Source organism: Asticcacaulis sp. AC402 (assembly GCF_000495835.1).
GTDB lineage: Bacteria > Pseudomonadota > Alphaproteobacteria > Caulobacterales > Caulobacteraceae > Asticcacaulis.
Map to the genome: position 1 here is coordinate 57,552 of NZ_AWGC01000023.1, position 16,330 is coordinate 73,881.

At 62.1% G+C, this 16,330-nt stretch carries 16 protein-coding genes; 12 read left to right on the forward strand and 4 right to left on the reverse strand.

Features of this window, described 5'->3' with window-relative positions; translation table 11 throughout:
* Nucleotides 1-15: 15 nt before the first annotated feature.
* Complete coding sequence (locus tag ABAC402_RS39335; RefSeq protein WP_023450269.1) at nt 16-477, reverse strand: hypothetical protein; 462 nt, start codon at nt 475-477, stop codon at nt 16-18.
* 163 nt (nt 478-640) lie between these two features.
* Here ABAC402_RS39335 and ABAC402_RS33775 point away from each other — a divergent pair, with 163 nt between their 5' ends.
* Nucleotides 641-1,990, forward strand: coding sequence for a tetracycline resistance MFS efflux pump (locus ABAC402_RS33775; RefSeq protein WP_023450270.1), 1,350 nt, complete (start codon nt 641-643; stop codon nt 1,988-1,990).
* 1 nt (nt 1,991) lies between these two features.
* On the forward strand, nt 1,992-2,651 hold the full coding sequence (locus tag ABAC402_RS33780) for a hypothetical protein (protein WP_023450271.1): 660 nt from the start codon (nt 1,992-1,994) through the stop codon (nt 2,649-2,651).
* A gap of 53 nt (nt 2,652-2,704) precedes the next feature.
* On the opposite strand, the gene ABAC402_RS33785 is transcribed toward ABAC402_RS33780, so the two are convergent.
* Nucleotides 2,705-3,892, reverse strand: a complete 1,188-nt coding sequence (locus ABAC402_RS33785; RefSeq protein WP_023450272.1) for a DUF5009 domain-containing protein — start codon at nt 3,890-3,892, stop codon at nt 2,705-2,707.
* A 351-nt stretch (nt 3,893-4,243) separates the two neighbouring features.
* Here ABAC402_RS33785 and rpmI point away from each other — a divergent pair, with 351 nt between their 5' ends.
* The 7 genes from rpmI (at nt 4,244) to pheT (ending at nt 12,460) form a co-directional block, all read left to right on the forward strand.
* A complete protein-coding gene (gene rpmI / locus ABAC402_RS33790) occupies nt 4,244-4,441 on the forward strand; it encodes a 50S ribosomal protein L35 (RefSeq protein ID WP_031235766.1) in 198 nt (65 codons plus the stop codon).
* A 15-nt stretch (nt 4,442-4,456) separates the two neighbouring features.
* Nucleotides 4,457-4,816 (forward strand): 50S ribosomal protein L20, encoded by a 360-nt coding sequence (gene rplT / locus ABAC402_RS33795; RefSeq protein WP_023450274.1) that lies wholly within the window; start codon nt 4,457-4,459, stop codon nt 4,814-4,816.
* Between the two features lie 185 nt (nt 4,817-5,001).
* Nucleotides 5,002-6,249, forward strand: a complete 1,248-nt coding sequence (locus ABAC402_RS33800) for a hypothetical protein (protein WP_023450275.1) — start codon at nt 5,002-5,004, stop codon at nt 6,247-6,249.
* 3 nt (nt 6,250-6,252) lie between these two features.
* Nucleotides 6,253-6,588, forward strand: a complete 336-nt coding sequence (locus ABAC402_RS33805) for a hypothetical protein (RefSeq protein WP_023450276.1) — start codon at nt 6,253-6,255, stop codon at nt 6,586-6,588.
* Between the two features lie 61 nt (nt 6,589-6,649).
* Nucleotides 6,650-8,746 (forward strand): phosphocholine-specific phospholipase C, encoded by a 2,097-nt coding sequence (locus ABAC402_RS33810; protein WP_023450277.1) that lies wholly within the window; start codon nt 6,650-6,652, stop codon nt 8,744-8,746.
* Between the two features lie 163 nt (nt 8,747-8,909).
* Nucleotides 8,910-9,983, forward strand: coding sequence for a phenylalanine--tRNA ligase subunit alpha (gene pheS, locus ABAC402_RS33815; RefSeq protein WP_023450278.1), 1,074 nt, complete (start codon nt 8,910-8,912; stop codon nt 9,981-9,983).
* A gap of 101 nt (nt 9,984-10,084) precedes the next feature.
* Nucleotides 10,085-12,460, forward strand: coding sequence for a phenylalanine--tRNA ligase subunit beta (pheT, locus tag ABAC402_RS33820; RefSeq protein WP_023450279.1), 2,376 nt, complete (start codon nt 10,085-10,087; stop codon nt 12,458-12,460).
* 121 nt (nt 12,461-12,581) lie between these two features.
* On the opposite strand, the gene ABAC402_RS33825 is transcribed toward pheT, so the two are convergent.
* A complete protein-coding gene (locus tag ABAC402_RS33825; RefSeq protein ID WP_023450280.1) occupies nt 12,582-13,148 on the reverse strand; it encodes a hypothetical protein in 567 nt (188 codons plus the stop codon).
* A 205-nt stretch (nt 13,149-13,353) separates the two neighbouring features.
* On the opposite strand from ABAC402_RS33825, the gene ABAC402_RS33830 reads away from it, so the two are divergent.
* The 3 genes from ABAC402_RS33830 (at nt 13,354) to ABAC402_RS33835 (ending at nt 14,392) form a co-directional block, all read left to right on the forward strand.
* Entirely contained in the window at nt 13,354-13,620 is a 267-nt protein-coding gene (locus tag ABAC402_RS33830) for a type II toxin-antitoxin system ParD family antitoxin (protein WP_023450281.1), read from the forward strand.
* A gap of 32 nt (nt 13,621-13,652) precedes the next feature.
* Nucleotides 13,653-13,916: a type II toxin-antitoxin system RelE/ParE family toxin gene (locus ABAC402_RS41255; protein ID WP_164468480.1), complete on the forward strand. Its 264-nt coding sequence runs from the start codon at nt 13,653-13,655 to the stop codon at nt 13,914-13,916.
* 122 nt (nt 13,917-14,038) lie between these two features.
* Nucleotides 14,039-14,392 (forward strand): hypothetical protein, encoded by a 354-nt coding sequence (locus ABAC402_RS33835; protein ID WP_023450282.1) that lies wholly within the window; start codon nt 14,039-14,041, stop codon nt 14,390-14,392.
* Nucleotides 14,393-14,544: 152 nt separating this feature from the next.
* Here ABAC402_RS33835 and ABAC402_RS33840 read toward each other — a convergent pair whose 3' ends face one another.
* A complete protein-coding gene (locus ABAC402_RS33840) occupies nt 14,545-15,825 on the reverse strand; it encodes a leucine-rich repeat-containing protein kinase family protein (protein WP_023450283.1) in 1,281 nt (426 codons plus the stop codon).
* Nucleotides 15,826-16,330: the final 505 nt, after the last annotated feature.

Below are 16,330 nucleotides of genomic sequence, written 5' to 3' on the forward strand. Positions count from 1 at the left end.
TCCTTATTCGTCAGACTACCGGGGGTCATCCCGATTCGAAGACCGCGGCTTTACCTCTTCGGCAACGCAGTCCTGCCCCTCGAAGCCCGAACTGACCACCTTTTGGTCCGGACTAATCACGAAGCGAGTCTCACAGTGGGTCTGCCAGGATTCAGGCGGCACCCAGACGGGCTCATAAGTCGTCACGGTCCGGGTCTTCTTCTTGCCCTTCTTGTCCGTGTACTCTTCCTGGTAGGAGCCGGTCGCCATCTGGGAATAGGAGTTGCCGGAATGGTGGGTCTGAATCCTGGTGTACACCCACATCTCGCTGCCGTCGCTCAGCGGCGACACCCGCTCGGGCGGCCCCCATTCGACCTGAATCTGGTCGCTGTGCGTGCCGACCATCAGGTCAAGACGCTGACGATAACCTTCGGCCGTGGCGCACCCGGTCACGACGGTAACAACCGCAAGGGCGGTGACAATACTTAAGCGGCGCATTCTGGTTCCCCCATCTCTTGCCGCGGCCAGCCTAACAGAGTTCTGAGCGAAGGTACACGCCCCTCTTTTTGTCTCCACGAGACACTCATCCGCCCCCCGAACCTTGCCGCAGGTGCGATAAAGAAACGTTCGCAATGGCCGCCAAATCGGTTATACCGGCGTGATGTCCGAGCCTGATCCTGCCCGTTCGCCGCTGGAAGGCACCATCGCGCCTGAGGCTGCCCCCGTCCGGAAAGACCAGGACATAAGCTGGGAGACCGCGGACGCAGACGAAGATCCCCGCGACACGCGCACCTTCTTCCGCGGCCGTTTGCTGTTGTCCGTGCGCCAGTACATCCGTGACAATGGCCCCCTGGCCGCCATGCTGGCCGTGGTCTTCGTCAACCTGATCGGTTTCGGCATCATCGTGCCGCTGATCCCCTTCTTCGCCTCCAGCCTCAACGCCGAGCCGTGGCAGGTCACCTTGATGTTCAGCACCTACAGCCTGGGGCAGTTTTTCGCCGAACCCTATTTCGGCCGCCTGTCCGACCGCATCGGACGAAAGCCGATCCTGATCATCACTACGGCGATGAGCGTGCTTTTCTACGTGGCGCTGGCCTTTGCCCCCAATATCTGGGTGGCCATAGCCATTCGCTTCTTCAGCGGGCTCAGTTCGGGCAATATTTCGACCATTCAGTCCTATGTCTCCGACATCTCAAAGCCCGAGCAGCGCGCTTCACGCATGAGCCTGATCGGCGCTGCCTTTTCGCTGGGCTTCATTATCGGGCCCGTGGTCGGCAGCCTTGCGGGCCATGCCCCCACGCCGGGAAGCGAGTTCCGCCTTCCGCTGCTGACCGCCGCCATTCTGTCGGCGATCGCCTGCGTCGGTGTCTTGCTGTACGTCCGCGAAAGCCGCCAGCGCACCCAAACCGCGCCGCCCCCGCCGATCCTGCTCGCCCTGCGCGATGCCCTGCGCAACCCGGTCACTGTGCGCGTCATCCTGGCGACCTTGTGCTATATGGCGGCCTTTGCCAGCCTGGAATCGACCTTTGGTCTATGGGCCAAGGCCCGTTTCGACTGGGGTCCGCCCCAGATCGCGGCGATCTTCCCGGTGATCGGGATCACCGCCGGCATCATGCAGATCCTGCTGATGCGGCCGCTTGTACGTCGCTGGGGTGAAAGCAAGGTCCTGGCGGCGGGCCTGTTCCTGTTCGGGCTCAGCTTCGCGCTGCAGGGCCTGCATTCGGTCGAATGGCTGATCACCCCGATCGTTGTTCTGGGTACGATCGGACAGTCGGTTATCTTCTCGACTATCTGCGCCATCATTTCCATTACCACGCCCGCCGACCGCACCGGCGGCATGCTGGGGCTGAACATGTCGACCGGCGCCATCGCACGGATAACCGGCCCGATGATCGCCGGGGCGCTGTTCAGCGCCTTCGGACCCAATGCGCCACTGTGGATGGGCGCCGCACTGACCATCCCGGCTGCCGTGCTGGCGCTGCAGATCGGTCGGCTCAGAAAGGGAGGTTAGCATGGACGCGTTTCAGCAAGACTGGATCAAATTCCATTCCGGCTCATGGCCGATCGGCCACATTTTGCGCGACACTCCGGGCTGGAACCTGACGCGGTTCCACCTGCTGCCGGGCAAGCGCGCCGTCGCCAGTGACCACAGCGAGTTGCGCGGACTGATCGAGCGCTACAACACGATGGCCACGGCTGTGCTGGGCGACGGCCAGCCGTGCTGGCTGGTTCTGTTGGCTTCACCCAATGAGAACGCCGCGCACCGCAAGCGCCGCATGCGCGTTGAGCGGCAGTGGAAGCTTTCGCCTGGCTGGTCGTTCTACAGCGGTACCGACACACTCACCTATACGGTTATGTCAGGCGAGGTGATCTGGCAGCACAACCGCTTCAATCGCCTCTTCCTGCATGTTTATCAGCGCCGCCTGTGGGATGTGTTGTTTATGAACCAGGCTACGGGGGCCGTGTTCACGCCCTATGAGGCCGGCTGCGAGGTCTCGCAGCCGACGCCGCAGCAACTGATGGATGTGATTTCGGGCTATTACGGCTGGCTGCCCAAGAACGGCGACGGCTTTTTGAGCTTCAATCCGGCTCAGATGCAGGGTACGACCTTCAAGGTCAGCAAGCCGTGCAGTGAGGCGATTTCCAGCGCCGTCAAAAAGCCCGCGGTGTAGGCGGCTGAGGGGCTCCCCCTACCGTCGTATGTCGGCGTCGTGCTTGGTCAGCGTTACAGCTTCAGCTTCACGCCCAACCTGCTCAGCCCGCCGGCAACCCAGACGCAAATCAGCGCAAACACCAGCGATTTGACAAGGCCCACGCCACCCGTCACCAGCAAGTCGGGCAGGGTCAAACCGATGGTCACCATACCGGCATAGAGCAGGTAGGGCATCAGATAACACAGCAGGGTATCGGTCCCAGCCGGTTTGACGAACGCGAACCACTTGGCCTGCTTGGCGACATCGCCAATCCAGTAGAGCACCACAAAAGCGATCAGGGTCAGGGCACTGCACAGAAACAGCCAGGCCGGCGTCGCCGATAGTTTGGAAATGCCCCAGAACTGCCGGGTATAAAAGCCGAGCGCGATCAGCACCACGGCGATCGCCGCAAAAGCCAGAGTCATGCGCAGATTGTCACCTTTGGGCTGCCACAGTTGGAAGATGCGCCCAATGACCGCCCCGCCCAGTACCAGAGCGGTCAGGGTGCCGCCAATGATGGCCTCGGGGACAACATGCAAAGCTCCCGGCACCTTGCCCGCCGCCCAGGCGATGCTCAAACCCGCAAACGCTGCCCAGGCGACGGCCAGGACGATAACCTGGCCGCGCGCCAGAACGGCGATAATGCCGGCGGCCAGATAGGCCCAGCCGATCAGACCGAGTATGCCCCACCACTGCGGCGCCATGCGTTCGAGGCCGGCCTCACCGCCTCGGTATGTCCACGCCAGGCCCAGCAGCACCACCGCGCCGACCAGCTTCAAACCGCGCTGAAGCCAGACATTCATGGTCTTGGGATAGCTGTTCCAGATAAGGATGAAGGCGACACAGCACAGGACGTTCCAGGCGCTGCGCGACACGCCGGTGGCATCACCGTTGATGGTTTCGCTATTGACCAGAAAGACGCCCATGACCAGCAGGGCGACCGAGCGGCTGACCACATGCGACATCATGGTCCACGTGCTGTCACCGCGGGCGCGTCGGCTTTCGACGGCGAACGGCAGGGACAGGCCGACAATGAACAGGAAGGCCGGAAAGACGATATCGGACAGCCCCATGCCGTCGACTCCGCCTTCGACATGCTCCAGCCACACCGGCACGCCCTTCAGCGACCACAGGTCATTGACGAAGATCATCAGCACCATGGTCAAAGCACGCACCAGGTCAATGGCGCCAACGCGGGGAAATTGGTTCTCATTTGGCATTGTTTTGGACCTACCCTTTTTCCAAGGCATAACGCAAAAATTTCGTTTCGTCGAATCCAGACTTTTTAAGCGGACCTTGCCAGCCGCAACCCGGATAAAACCGCGTGTTTTGCTGCATAGACCGGAAAACGTTACGTCGAGAAAACGTCGCGTCGCCTTTGCAAGGCCAGCCGCCTCCAGACCGATCCGGCGGCGACGAACGTCCTGCGCAGATGGACTCCTTAAGACTCCGCTTGCACGGGCCGGGCTTTTCCTGTATCTGCCCGCGTTCTTCGACCCGCCGGGCCCATGACATGCCTGGGCGGGTTCAAACCCTCACAGAGGACGGTCTTTAAAAAAGGCCGCATGGAAATGTCAAAACTGAAGACCAAGTCGGGCGCCAAGAAGCGCTTCCGCTTTACTGCCTCTGGCAAGGCCAAGGCCGGCGTCGCCGGCAAGCGCCACCGTTTGATCTCGCACAACGGCAAGTACATCCGTCAAAACCGCGGTACGCAGGTGATGTCGCCGGCCGATACGATCAAGATCAAATCCTACATGCCTTACGCCTAAGAGGGAGCACCACACATGGCCCGCGTTAAAAGAGGCGTAACTTCGCACGCCAGACACAAAAAGGTCCTGAAGCTCGCCAAGGGTTTCTATGGCCGCCGCAAGAACACCATCCGCACCGCCAAGGCGGCCGTCGACAAGGCCGGCCAGTACGCCTACCGCGACCGCCGCACCAAGAAGCGCAACTTCCGCAGCCTGTGGATCCAGCGCATCAATGCTGCCGCCCGGATCGAAGGTTTCACCTATTCCCAGTTCATCCACGGCCTGACGGTCGCGGGCATTGACATGGACCGCAAAATTCTGTCCGACGTCGCCATGCACGACGAGGCCGGCTTCAAGGCGATTGTCGCTCAGGTCCGCACGGCGCTCGCCGCCTAAGCGACCTTTCGCGAAAACATTCAACCCCGTCAGGTCTCCCTGGCGGGGTTTTTGTTGTTTGTTTTCCCTCTCCCCGTAAAGAACGCGGAGAGGGGATTTTACAGCGCTCCTCCCCTGCCAGCCGATCTTCCCTTGCCATCGCGCCTCCCCATGTTAATCTACGCTTAAGTTTTAGAGGGGCGGCTATGACAAGCGAAGTCTTGTTGATGAATCTTGAAGCGGTGGTCATGGGCGCGGACAGCGCCGTAACCATCATCGATCCGGGCGGCAGCTTAAGCGTTTCCCAGGGCGGCATAGAAAAGATCCATATCCTGAACGAGGCCGGACCCGTCGCGGTCATGGTCTATGGCGGCGGCGATTTTGCCGGCCTGCCGTGGAGTTCGGTCATCAGCCAGTTCCGCGAGGCGCATCCCGGCCGCCGCGGCCCGGTCAAGGACCAGGCGCAGAACCTGATCCGGTTCCTGGCCGGCAACCAACTCAACGGTGACGACAAGGCCGAGCAGATCAGTTTCGCCCGCTATATGATTGGTTTCGTCCTCGATTTCGGCGACCGATTGAAGACCTTCGGTTGGGAGGAAGGCAAGCCCGTCAGCCCTGAGGCCGCCGCCCAGGCCTTGACCCTGCTGACCCAGGACGTCATGTTTGCCGGCCGCGATGCCAAGGGCCAGCCTGTGCCACGGGCGCTACTGCCTGAGTCGCCGCGTCTTGCCCCCTTCCTGCAGGCGCATCTGGGGCCGTTTCTCGAACATTTCCTCAGCCAGATGTTAAACGGCGCCGCCTTCCCGGAAAAGCTGGTCGCGCCCCTGCGCGACCTCGCCGCCGCCTCGGTCGTCGTCGAATGGCTGCCGGGACGCGCCAGCATGTTCCTGACCGGCCTGGTCATTTCCGGTTTCGACGGCGCCGGCTCTCTGCCGGCGATGGTTCATTTCGAATTTCTGGGATCATTCGGCGGCGTCCTGAAATCCGGCCCGGTCGGCGCCATTTCGCCCAAGCCGCGCACCAATCCCATCATTGCCGCCACCTTCGCCCAGGACGACATGACCCGGGCCTTCATGTACGGCGCTACCCCCGCCTATGAGTATATCGCGCAGATGGTCAGCGCCAGCTACATCTACCGCGAACTGTCGGCGGCGCTGAACGAAACGGCGCGCGCCAATGCCGCTGTGGCCAAGAGCCTGGCCGGTCGTCTCGACAGCCTGGCCTTCGCCGCGCCGCAGATCGGCAGCAATGTGGCGCGTCAGCAGCGCTACGATCAGTCGACGCAAAAGCTGTGGCCGTTGCTGGAAGCCGCCAATGCCGGCATATTGGCCGGTTACGCGGCCAAGTTCATGGAACTGCCGGTCATCGAACACGAACTGATGCGCGACGACGGTGTGTCGCGCCCTATCCGCATCCTGGCCATGGAACCCGGCCGGTTTTTCTGGAAGGACTGACTCATGGACAAGCCTGTAAATCCCGAACAGATCGCCGCGGACATCCTGGCCTGGCGCGAGCGCAGCGATCGTATGATCGCAACTGCCGCGCATACCGACGTCTCCCTTGGCACCACGCACCAGACCGTGCGCCTGACCCCGGACAAGCGCAGGCTGAGCGATATGTTCCGCAAGAAGACACCGGCCTTCGAAGTCTCCGCGGCAACGATCAACCAGGCGCTGGACAGCGTCCGCAAAGGCCGCAGCGTGCGCAGTCACATTTCCGATCTGCCGGAAAATTACGCTGGCGGCGGCCGCATGGACGTCCTGCGCCCGCGCAAGGATCGTTACCAGGATTAACTGTCACAGCCCCTTCGTGAACAGGCAGTAGACCGGTGTATCGTTTCCGGAAAGGCCTGCCATGATCGATCGTCGTCACCTCCTCAGCACCGCCCTGGCGGGCGCGCTGGGAACACTGCCTCCCTCGATTGCGCGCGCGCTCGATATTCCGGCCAGGGTACGGACCGGCACGCTTCAAGATGTCGAACACGTCGTCATCCTGATGCAGGAAAACCGTTCGTTCGACCACTATTTTGGCACGCTCAACGGCGTCCAGGGCTTTGGCGACCGCTTCGCGATTCCGGTCGCCGATATCGGGGCGCGCAAACGCGGCACCGTTTTTGCGCAACCGCGCGATGGCGATCCTTATAAACTGATTGCGCCCTTCCCGCTCGACACGGCGAAGGACTTCCGCCTGATGCGCGTCGAAGGCACCCCGCACAGTTTCAAGGACGCCCAGGACGCCTGGGATCACGGCCGGATGGGGCGCTGGCCCGACGCTAAGCACAACCACGCCATGGGCTATTTCACCCGCGCCGACCTGCCGTTCCAGTATGCCCTGGCCGAGGCCTTCACCCTCTGCGACGCCTACTTCTGCGCCATGCACGCCGGCACCAACCCCAACCGGCTGTTTCACTGGACCGGCAAGAATACCGGCCCCGGCGGCCCGGCGATCGACAACGGCTATGACTCGCTGAGTGCCGATCCCGCTGGCCACGGCGGCTATGACTGGACGACCTATCCCGAACGACTGAGCGCTGCCGGCATCGAGTGGCAGGTCTACCAGGACATGGACGACAACTTCACCGACAATCCTTTGGCCGGATTTAAAACTTACCGCGCCGCCCATAGGGCGTCGTCGCAACGCTTGATGGACCTGGCACGGCGGTCAATCCGTACTCGCGACCTGGATGGCTTGAAGGCCGATGTCGTGGCGAACAAGCTGCCGCAGGTATCGTGGATCGTCGCCACCGCGGAAGGGTCGGAGCACCCCGGACCGTCCAGCCCGGCCCAGGGCGCCGACTACACCGCCCGCGTGCTCGATGCTCTGACGGCCAATCCCGAGGTCTGGGCCAAGACCGTCCTGCTGATTAACTTCGATGAGAATGATGGCTATTTCGACCATGTCCCGCCGCCGGCGCCACCTTCGCTGGATGCAGACGGCAAGCCGCTGGGCCACAGCGCCATCGACACGTCCGGCGAGTATCATGCCGGCAAGGGTGCGTACAACAACCGTCCCTACGGCCTGGGACCGCGGGTGCCGATGTATGTCGTTTCGCCGTGGTCGAAGGGCGGTTATGTCGCGTCGGAAGTGTTCGATCACACCTCGGTCATCCGCTTTCTCGAGGCGCGGTTTGGCATCACTGAGCCTAATATCTCAGCCTGGCGTCGGACCGTGTGCGGTGATCTGACCTCGTGTTTCGACTTTGCGACGCCGAACGATCAGGTTTTCTTTCAGCATTTTCCGGCAACGAAGGCCCTGGCCGACAAGGCGCGCGCGCTTGGCGGCCGGACCACGCCGAAGACACCGACAGCCCTGGCAGCGCCAGTCCAGGCACAAGGGCAAAGACCGCGACGGGCGACGCCTTATGACCTCACGGCGGATCTGAGTTGGGCACCGATCGAGGTTTTCGCGTACCTGCACCTGCGCAACCACAGCCGCGATCGTGCGGCCGTTTTCCATCTGTATGACCGCCTAAGTCTTGGTCAGCCGCCTTTGCGATTCACCGTGGCGCCCGGCGGAAACTACATTTACGCCCGCCCCGACGACATGCGGCTAAAATCCTTCGGCGAAAGCAACGACGGTGCCTATGACTGGTGGCTGCTCGGACCGAACGGCTTTTTCCGCCGCTTCTCCGGAACGGTCTACGGGGTTGACGCCTCGGTGGACGGCGCCGTTTTGACACTGCAGAATCCATCGTTCAAACATACGGCAAAAGTGACGGTTCAGGATGCTCACGGCAGCGAACGGGTCGTCGAATTGGCGCCCCAGCCACCCCATCACGACGACCACGCGACCGTATCGGAAAAAGTCGCAGTGGTCCTGTCTTCGGGTTGGTATGACGTGACGGTGCGCGGCGAGGGTTTCTTGCGCCGTTTCGCCGGTCATGTTGAGAACGGGCAAGCGTCGCTGTCGGATCCCCTGGCCTTTGGCGCAGCGCCCATAATAGTTGAATAGAGGCCCTCCCGGAACGCCAGAAAGCCCCTCACCCGATCGCGTTCACTTCGTTCCGCTCTCGTCCTCTCCCCTCGCGAGGGGAGAGGGAAAGAAAGACAAAAACTGCTTCACAGGCTGGGCGGCAGGCACTAAAGACGCAGGACCTTTTCAAGAAGCCTGTGTCATGACCGTCTACGCCGACCTGCAAACCGAAATCGAAGCCGAGATCGCTTCCGCCGCTGACCTTAACGCCCTGGACGCCGTGCGCGTCTCGGCGCTGGGCAAGACCGGCCGTATCTCCGGCCTGCTCAAGACCCTGGGTAGCCTGCCGCCGGAAGAACGCAAAACCACCGGTGCTGCCATCAATACCGTGCGCGACCAGATCCAGGCCGTGCTCGATTCCCGGAAGTCGGAACTGGAAGCGGCGCACCTGGCCGCTCGCCTGCAGAGCGAACGCATTGACCTCAGCCTGCCGTCGGCACCGCGCGCCAGGGGCGGGGTTCACCCGACCCTGCAGGTCATGGATGAGATGATTGCCATCTTCGCCGACCTGGGCTTCGAGGTCGCCGAAGGCCCGGATATCGAAGACGATTTCCATAATTTCACCGCGCTGAACTTTCCGGAAAAGCACCCGGCGCGGGAGATGCACGACACCTTCTTCTTCCATCCGGACGAGAACGGCGTGCGCAAACTGCTGCGCACCCATACCTCGCCGGTGCAGATCCGCACCATGGTGTCGGGCAAGCCGCCGTTCCGCCTGATCGCGCCGGGGCGCGTCTTCCGCTGCGACAGCGACCAGACCCATACGCCGATGTTCCACCAGATCGAGGGCCTGGTCATCGACCGCAATGCCCATATGGGCCATCTGAAGTGGGTGTTGGAGACCTTTATCTCCCGGTTCTTCGAGACCGATGACGTGGTCACCCAGTTCCGCCCGCACCATTTTCCGTTCACCGAACCGTCGGCGGAGATGGATGTGCGCTGTTCATGGGAAAAGGGCGAACTCAAGGTCGGCCAGGGCGATTCCTGGCTGGAAATCCTGGGCTGCGGCATGGTTCATCCCAATGTTTTGAAGGCCTGCGGCGTCGATCCTGATGAGTATCAGGGCTTTGCCTGGGGCATGGGCGTCGACCGCCTGGCCATGCTGAAATACGGTGTGCCGGATTTGCGCGACATGTTCGCCGCCGATTCCCGCTGGCTGAACCACTACAGCTTCAGCGCCTTTGCCGCCCCCAACAGTGCCTCCGGCCTGAGTTAAACCCTTCCCTCTCCTCCCCATTTTATGGGGAGGGGGACCGCGAAGCGGTGGAGGGGTCCCTTCCCGCTTTTACGAACCATTCCGAACCCAAAGTTCACACCATGAAATTCTCGCTCTCCTGGCTTAAAGACCATCTCGACACCACGGCCGATATCGACGCCGTTGCCGCCGCCATGACCATGGCCGGGCTGGAGGTCGAGGACATCCACGATCCGTCCAAAGCGCTGAAAGTGTTCAGCGTCGCCAGGGTCGTCGAAGCCGCCCGCCACCCCAATGCCGACAAGCTTCAGGTGCTGCAGGTCGATACCATCGACGGCCGCAAGGAGATCGTCTGCGGCGCCCCCAATGCCCGCGCCGGCATGACCACCATCTATGCCCCGATCGGCGCTTACGTACCGGGCCTGGGGGTCACCCTGGTCGAAAAGCCGGTCCGCGGCGTCACCTCCAACGGCATGATGTGCTCGGCCGCCGAGCTGGAGCTGGGCGACGACCACGACGGTATTCTCGACCTTTCCGGAGATCTGGACGTCGGGACGCCGGCCGCCGTGGTTTTCGGCGCTGAGCCGGTGATCGACTTCGAAGTGACGCCCAACCGTCCCGACTGGCTGGGGGTGCACGGCATCGCCCGCGACCTGGCGGCCACCGGTCTTGGCACGTTCAAGGACACAGCGATCACCGCCGTGCCGGGCCAGTTCGCCTGCCCGGTGGCGATCAAGGTCGATGGCGAGGCCTGTCAGGTGTTCGCCGGCCGGGTCATCCGCGGCGTCAAGAACGGCCCGTCGCCGGCGTGGCTGCAGGCCAAGCTGAAGTCGATCGGGTTGAAGCCGATCTCGGCCCTGGTCGACATCACCAACTACCTGTCGTTCGACCGCGCGCGGCCGCTGCACGTCTATGACCTGAGCAAGCTGAGCGGTTCGGTCATCGTCGCCGGTCTGGCGCCGGATGGGGAGCACCTGGAGGCGCTGGACGGCAAGACCTACGCGCTGAACGGCGAGATGTGCGCCATCATGGATTCGTCCGGCGTGATCGGCCTGGCTGGGGTCATGGGCGGCGAGTCGACCAAGGTCGATGAGACCACCACGGATGTCTTCGTCGAAAGCGCCTGGTTTGACCCGATCCGCACGGCGCAGACCGGCCGGACCTTGAGCCTGTTCTCGGATGCGCAGTACCGTTTCGCGCGTGGTGTCGATCCGGAGTCGGCGGTGCCAGGCCTGGAACTGGCGACAAAGCTGATCCTGGACCTGTGCGGCGGTGAGCCGTCCGAGCTCGTGGTGGCGGGTGAAGCGCCGGCGCGCCGGCCCGACGTGGCTTTCGATCCAGCCTATGTCAAAAGGCTGACCGGCCTTGATGTCCCGGCCGACGAGATTACGAAGATTCTGACGGCCCTGGGCTTTGGTGTGGCCGCCGATGGCACGGTGTCGGTGCCGTCATGGCGCCGCGATGTGGACGGCAAGGCCGACCTGGTCGAGGAAATCGCCCGCATCTACGGCTTCGACAAGCTGCCAGCGACGCCGCTGCCGACGATCGCGCCGCGTCCCGGTGGCGTTCTGACGGCGCAGCAGGCCAAGGCCCGCGCCGCCCGTCGCGCTCTGGCCGCTTTGGGCTACAGCGAGGCGGTGACCTGGTCGTTCATGCGCCAGGACTGGGCCGCCCTGTTTGGCGGTGGCGCCGATGCGCTGGTGCTGGCCAATCCGATCGCCTCGGAGCTGAACTGCATGCGTCCGGCGGTGTTACCGAACCTGCTGGAAGCCGCCGGCCGTAACGCCGCGCGCGGCCAGTATGGCGTGCAACTGTTCGAGATCGGGCCGGTCTATTTCGGCCTGGAGCCCGGCGACCAGAAGCCGGTCATTGCCGCACTGCGCGCGCCGGACAAGGCGCGGCACTGGACCAATGCCCGCGAGGACAATCTGTTCGCGCTGAAGGGTGACCTGCTGTCGCTGCTGGAAACGGTGGGTGTGCCGGTGGCGTCGCTATCCCTGGTCCAGGGCAGTAATGCCGCCCACTGGCATCCGGGCCGTTCGGCGCGGCTGCAACTGGGCCCCAAGCAGGTGATAGCCGAGTTCGGTGAACTGCATCCGGCCGTGTTGAAGGCGATGGATCTGGACGGGGCCTATGTCGGGTTCGAGATCCGCGTCGACAACCTGCCGGTCGGCAAGGCCAAGTCCGGCAAGTCGCGCGGGGCTCTGACGCTATCGTCGCTGATGCCGCTGACGCGCGACTTCGCCTTCCTGTTGGCCGATACGGCGGCCGCCGGCGATCTGGTCCGCGCCATCAAGGGCGCCGACAAGGCGCTGATTGGCGATGCCCGGGTGTTCGACGTTTATACCGGCCAGGGCGTGCCCGATGGTCACAAGTCTCTGGCCGTCGAGGTGGTGCTGACCCCGACCGACAAGACGCTAACCGAGCCGGAAATCGATGCCCTGTCGCAGAAAGTCATCGCCGCGGCCCAAAAGGCCGGGGCGGTTCTTCGGAGTTAAGGGGCGGATTTAAGCTTCAGGAAAAGGGTCGCTTCGGCGGCCCTTTTTTGTGGCATACAGGGAGGAAATGCGGCGCGAGCGCCGGGCGTAGCCCGAAGCGGAACCGCCATTCTACAAGGTGTCACCGTAAATTGTCGGCAGGACCGCAGTTGATGCCCCTTAGTAGGAGTTGCCGGCAAACCCGGTCCACGACGAATTCACTTTCTCTGTGGCTTATGACGTAGCCACCGCGCTCCAGGTGTTCGAGACCGCTGGGGAGCGCGTAGATGTCGCCGCGATTCCGAGCTGTACCCTCAATGTAATACGCGAGAAGGCTCACCACTTTCGGCGACTGATCGTAAATCTTTTCCTTGCCTTTCAGCCATTTGGCAAACGCGCGAACGATTCTTTGAAGGCGCTTACCTTCGGGCAATGACAGGGTGGGCAGAAAATGAACTTCACCTACCGTCCAAAGTATTTCGCGACACAGCGTCGGCAAGACAATGGTCACGACCGGCGACCGCGAAACGTCAATGGCGGCCTTTTCATTATAAACGAGAGGACCGAAGCTGCGAAAATACAGCACAAATCCGTATTCCGTCGATGTCTCTTCCGGCGGTTCGGGCAAGTTCCGAAACCACTCGATCACGGCGCTGGAGGGACCAGGCGCCTCTACAAAATACGAAGTTGAGCCTGTCAGCCGCGTCATGACGACGAGCTTAGCAGGTGAACACCGTACCCGAAAGGTCTACCCTTTAACTCCGCCAGGGCAGACCACGAGCGAGGTCTAACGCAACAAGATTTGCTCAACCAGAGTGCGCGGGCGGAGATGGGCGGCGGCCTTTGCCACGCCCAAGGTAATTGCCTTTCGGCGGGCGTCGATGTACGAAATATTCGTATAGGTGAGGTTGGTTATGGCTACGTCCGTTTATCTGGGTGCGCATTTTGAGAACTTCGCGGCGCAAATGGTGCAAAGCGGACGCTACAACAACACGAGCGAATTGGTGCGTGAAGGTCTGCGCATCATCGAAGAGCGGGAGCGCCGTCTGGCGTCGCTGGACACCCGGTTGGAACGCAGCCGCGCCGACGTCAAGGCCGGTCGAGTCAAACCGGCAGAACAGGTGTTCGATCGCCTGGAAGCCGAGTATTCGCGGATGGCCGAAGAGCGCGGGGACCTGTGAGGGTCTTCTTCTCGTAGGACGCCGAGGCCGGGCTGGAAGAGATCGGCGACTATATCGCCAAGGACAATCCCCGAAGAGCGATCAGCTTCACACGCGAACTGCGTGACGCAGCACTTGCGCTGGCCGAATATCCGAAAGCTTTCCCGCTCATCCCGCGCTACGAGGCCTACGGCCATCGCCGAAAACCCTACCGGGCCTATCTCATCATCTACACGGTCGAGGACGATCGTGTGGTTATTGATGCGATCCTGCATGGTTCGCAGGACTATGAGGCGATACTGTTTGGAGATCGCTGAGCCGGCAGGAGCATTCGGCATCGGTAGAGATTTATGGACGGGTGACAAGCGAATGCGATCCAAGTGCAAGGCTGTTGACCTCGTCAACAATTGCGCGCACGGTACTCTCCTAGGGTAGGGTCATGACTTCCGAACTTGAGGTAAAGCGAAACCGCGCAACGGTCTGGTTGATCGTTAAAGGCGTTGTCTTGATTGTGACGGGATTTCTGTCGTCCATCGGGATGACTTTTGTATGCGTTATCAGAAACGCCCTTGAACCGTCGGACCGCGATTTCACATTTATGCACGAGCAGCCTGCGGCCGTTTACGCGGCCTTCTTCGCCGTGATGGTTATCTGGATATTCTTTGCCATCAGGTTCGCCTGGCGCAATCGAAACTGGCTGGGACTAAGCCTGTCGGCGGCCGCATTCATTGTATTCGCGCTCAAGGCCGATGACATCCTGAAATTCGCCTATCCCGTCTGCAACGCGTTCTGAGCTTCTCGCCCCCCTGGAAGTGAGTCTGCAGTTTTCCACTTTTGGCGTTAACTGGTAAAATCGACCAAATTTTCTTCGAATACAGATGAGAACGGCGAGGCGCGAAGGGCATAGCTGCTTTACAAAAACGCGCTCGCTGCAAGTCTGCGATCTTAAACAAGCGCGCGAATGGCATCGCTGAATAGGGGCCGGTCGCGGCTGTCCTCGCTTAGGCAGGTGGTCGTAAGGTCGTGGTAGGCGCGCGGCAGTGGGTCGTCGCAGATGGTCGCCAGTTCTTCCAGCAGACAGCCGAAGGCGCGGATGTCCAGGCTTTGCACGGCCCGGGCCTGGGGCGCGGCGGTGTCATAGAGGGAGGCTGCGCCCAGGTCGCTGAGCCAAGTATGGTGGCCGTCATACAGAATGTTGTGGGCGTAGAGGTCGCCGTTCAGGATGCCGCGGGCGTGCAGGTGGGCGGCGGCCTCGGCTACGCCCAGGGCAATCGACATGACGGAGGTAGCATCGAGCGCGGCATCGGCGGCATAGACGTCGCGCGTGCAGCTGTCGAAGCTGGGTGGGGCGGCCAGGGGGCGAAAGCGCGACTCCAGAAGTGGCATGACGGTGCCGTCGCGGCCGTCCGGGTGACCGGTCAAGCGGCCGACGACCGGCAGCAGGTTGGGATGGTGTCCCGCTGCGAGGCCGGCGGCCATTTCGCTCCGCGGCAGGCCGTCGCTGGTCATGGCGTTTTTGAAAAGTTTGACCGCGACGTCGTGGCCGGCGTGGCGCGCCTGATGAATATGGCCTGAGGCGCCCTCGCCCAGCCTTGCGCCCAATTCGATGTCGCTCCAGGCCAGGGATGGCGAGCGGGAGAGGCTGTCCGCTTCGGCTGTGGCTGTGAAGGGATTGCCGGCGCAGGCCAGCCACGACAGGCGCGGCAGGTCGAGCAGGTGTGTTGGCAGGGTGGTGAAGTCGTTGGCGGCGATGCGCAGCAGTTCGAGCCGGCGGCATTGCGTCAGGGTTTGTGGCAAGGTGGTGAGGCGGTTGCCCGTCAGCATCAGCTTTTGCAGGCGATCGCGGGTGCCGATGTGGTGTGGGATGGTCCTGAGGTGGTTGTCGGTCAGGATCAGGCAGCGGAGGTTTGGGGCCAAGGCGGCGGCGGGAACTTCGGTCAGGGTTGAGCCGCGGAAGCCGATCATCTCCAGTTCGGGCAGGTTGCCAAGGGGTTCGGGGAGGACGGTGAAGCGGTTGCCGGAGCCGAACAGGACGCGCAGGCGGCGCAGGCGTGGGAGGTCGTGGGGCAGAGAGGTGAGATTGTTGCCGCCCAGGTCGAGGATTTCCAGCGTGTCGGCCAGGTCGAAGATTTCGTCCGGGAAGGTCGTTAGGTCTTCGCATAGTTTCAGACGGGTGGCGCCTTGAAGGGCTCCGGAGCGAAGTTGTTGCAGGGTTTGCAGAGTCATGTGGCGTGTCATAGCGAGAAGGAATGCGTGCGGCCATACCGACGGGCGTTGACGGCTAAGAGGACCCCTCCGTCTCGACTTGCTTCGGCCCATAAGGGGCCTCCGCTCGCTCGCCACCTCCCCATCAAAGATAGGGAGGAGAAGGAAGTGAGGTCATGTCGCAACGGTTTTTCAATGGCGTTTGCGAAAGAAAGTCGCCCCACCACCATTTCGCAGCGCTTCACTGCGTTACGCTTGCTCATGGTCCCCCTCCCCGCGTGAAGAACGCGGGGAGGTATAAGAAGGAGCCCCGCAGGCTCGCCGCTCCTCACGAGGGGAGAGGTAATAGAGAGATGACGTGCATCCTCGCAATCTCAACTTGAGCGCCGACCTAACCGCTTCATAACTAATAGATTTCCGCTGCGGCACCAATTTCCTGTCCCCCCCTTCCCTTACGATTTCTTTGTGTTACTTTAAACCAAAATAAGAATTTAGGGGTGTTGCGAATGCGAGAAGAGGTATCGGG

Coding starts and splice junctions, on each gene's coding strand:
- ABAC402_RS33800 (WP_023450275.1), top strand. CDS start 5,002: ATGACAAGCGAAGTCTTGTTGATGAATCTTGAAGCGGTGGTCATGGGC.
- ABAC402_RS33830 (WP_023450281.1), top strand. CDS start 13,354: ATGGCTACGTCCGTTTATCTGGGTGCGCATTTTGAGAACTTCGCGGCG.
- rpmI (WP_031235766.1), top strand. CDS start 4,244: ATGTCAAAACTGAAGACCAAGTCGGGCGCCAAGAAGCGCTTCCGCTTT.
- ABAC402_RS33805 (WP_023450276.1), top strand. CDS start 6,253: ATGGACAAGCCTGTAAATCCCGAACAGATCGCCGCGGACATCCTGGCC.
- ABAC402_RS33775 (WP_023450270.1), top strand. CDS start 641: ATGTCCGAGCCTGATCCTGCCCGTTCGCCGCTGGAAGGCACCATCGCG.
- ABAC402_RS33780 (WP_023450271.1), top strand. CDS start 1,992: ATGGACGCGTTTCAGCAAGACTGGATCAAATTCCATTCCGGCTCATGG.
- ABAC402_RS39335 (WP_023450269.1), bottom strand. CDS start 477: ATGCGCCGCTTAAGTATTGTCACCGCCCTTGCGGTTGTTACCGTCGTG.
- ABAC402_RS33810 (WP_023450277.1), top strand. CDS start 6,650: ATGATCGATCGTCGTCACCTCCTCAGCACCGCCCTGGCGGGCGCGCTG.
- ABAC402_RS33840 (WP_023450283.1), bottom strand. CDS start 15,825: ATGACTCTGCAAACCCTGCAACAACTTCGCTCCGGAGCCCTTCAAGGC.
- rplT (WP_023450274.1), top strand. CDS start 4,457: ATGGCCCGCGTTAAAAGAGGCGTAACTTCGCACGCCAGACACAAAAAG.
- ABAC402_RS33785 (WP_023450272.1), bottom strand. CDS start 3,892: ATGCCAAATGAGAACCAATTTCCCCGCGTTGGCGCCATTGACCTGGTG.
- pheS (WP_023450278.1), top strand. CDS start 8,910: ATGACCGTCTACGCCGACCTGCAAACCGAAATCGAAGCCGAGATCGCT.
- pheT (WP_023450279.1), top strand. CDS start 10,085: ATGAAATTCTCGCTCTCCTGGCTTAAAGACCATCTCGACACCACGGCC.
- ABAC402_RS33835 (WP_023450282.1), top strand. CDS start 14,039: ATGACTTCCGAACTTGAGGTAAAGCGAAACCGCGCAACGGTCTGGTTG.
- ABAC402_RS33825 (WP_023450280.1), bottom strand. CDS start 13,148: ATGACGCGGCTGACAGGCTCAACTTCGTATTTTGTAGAGGCGCCTGGT.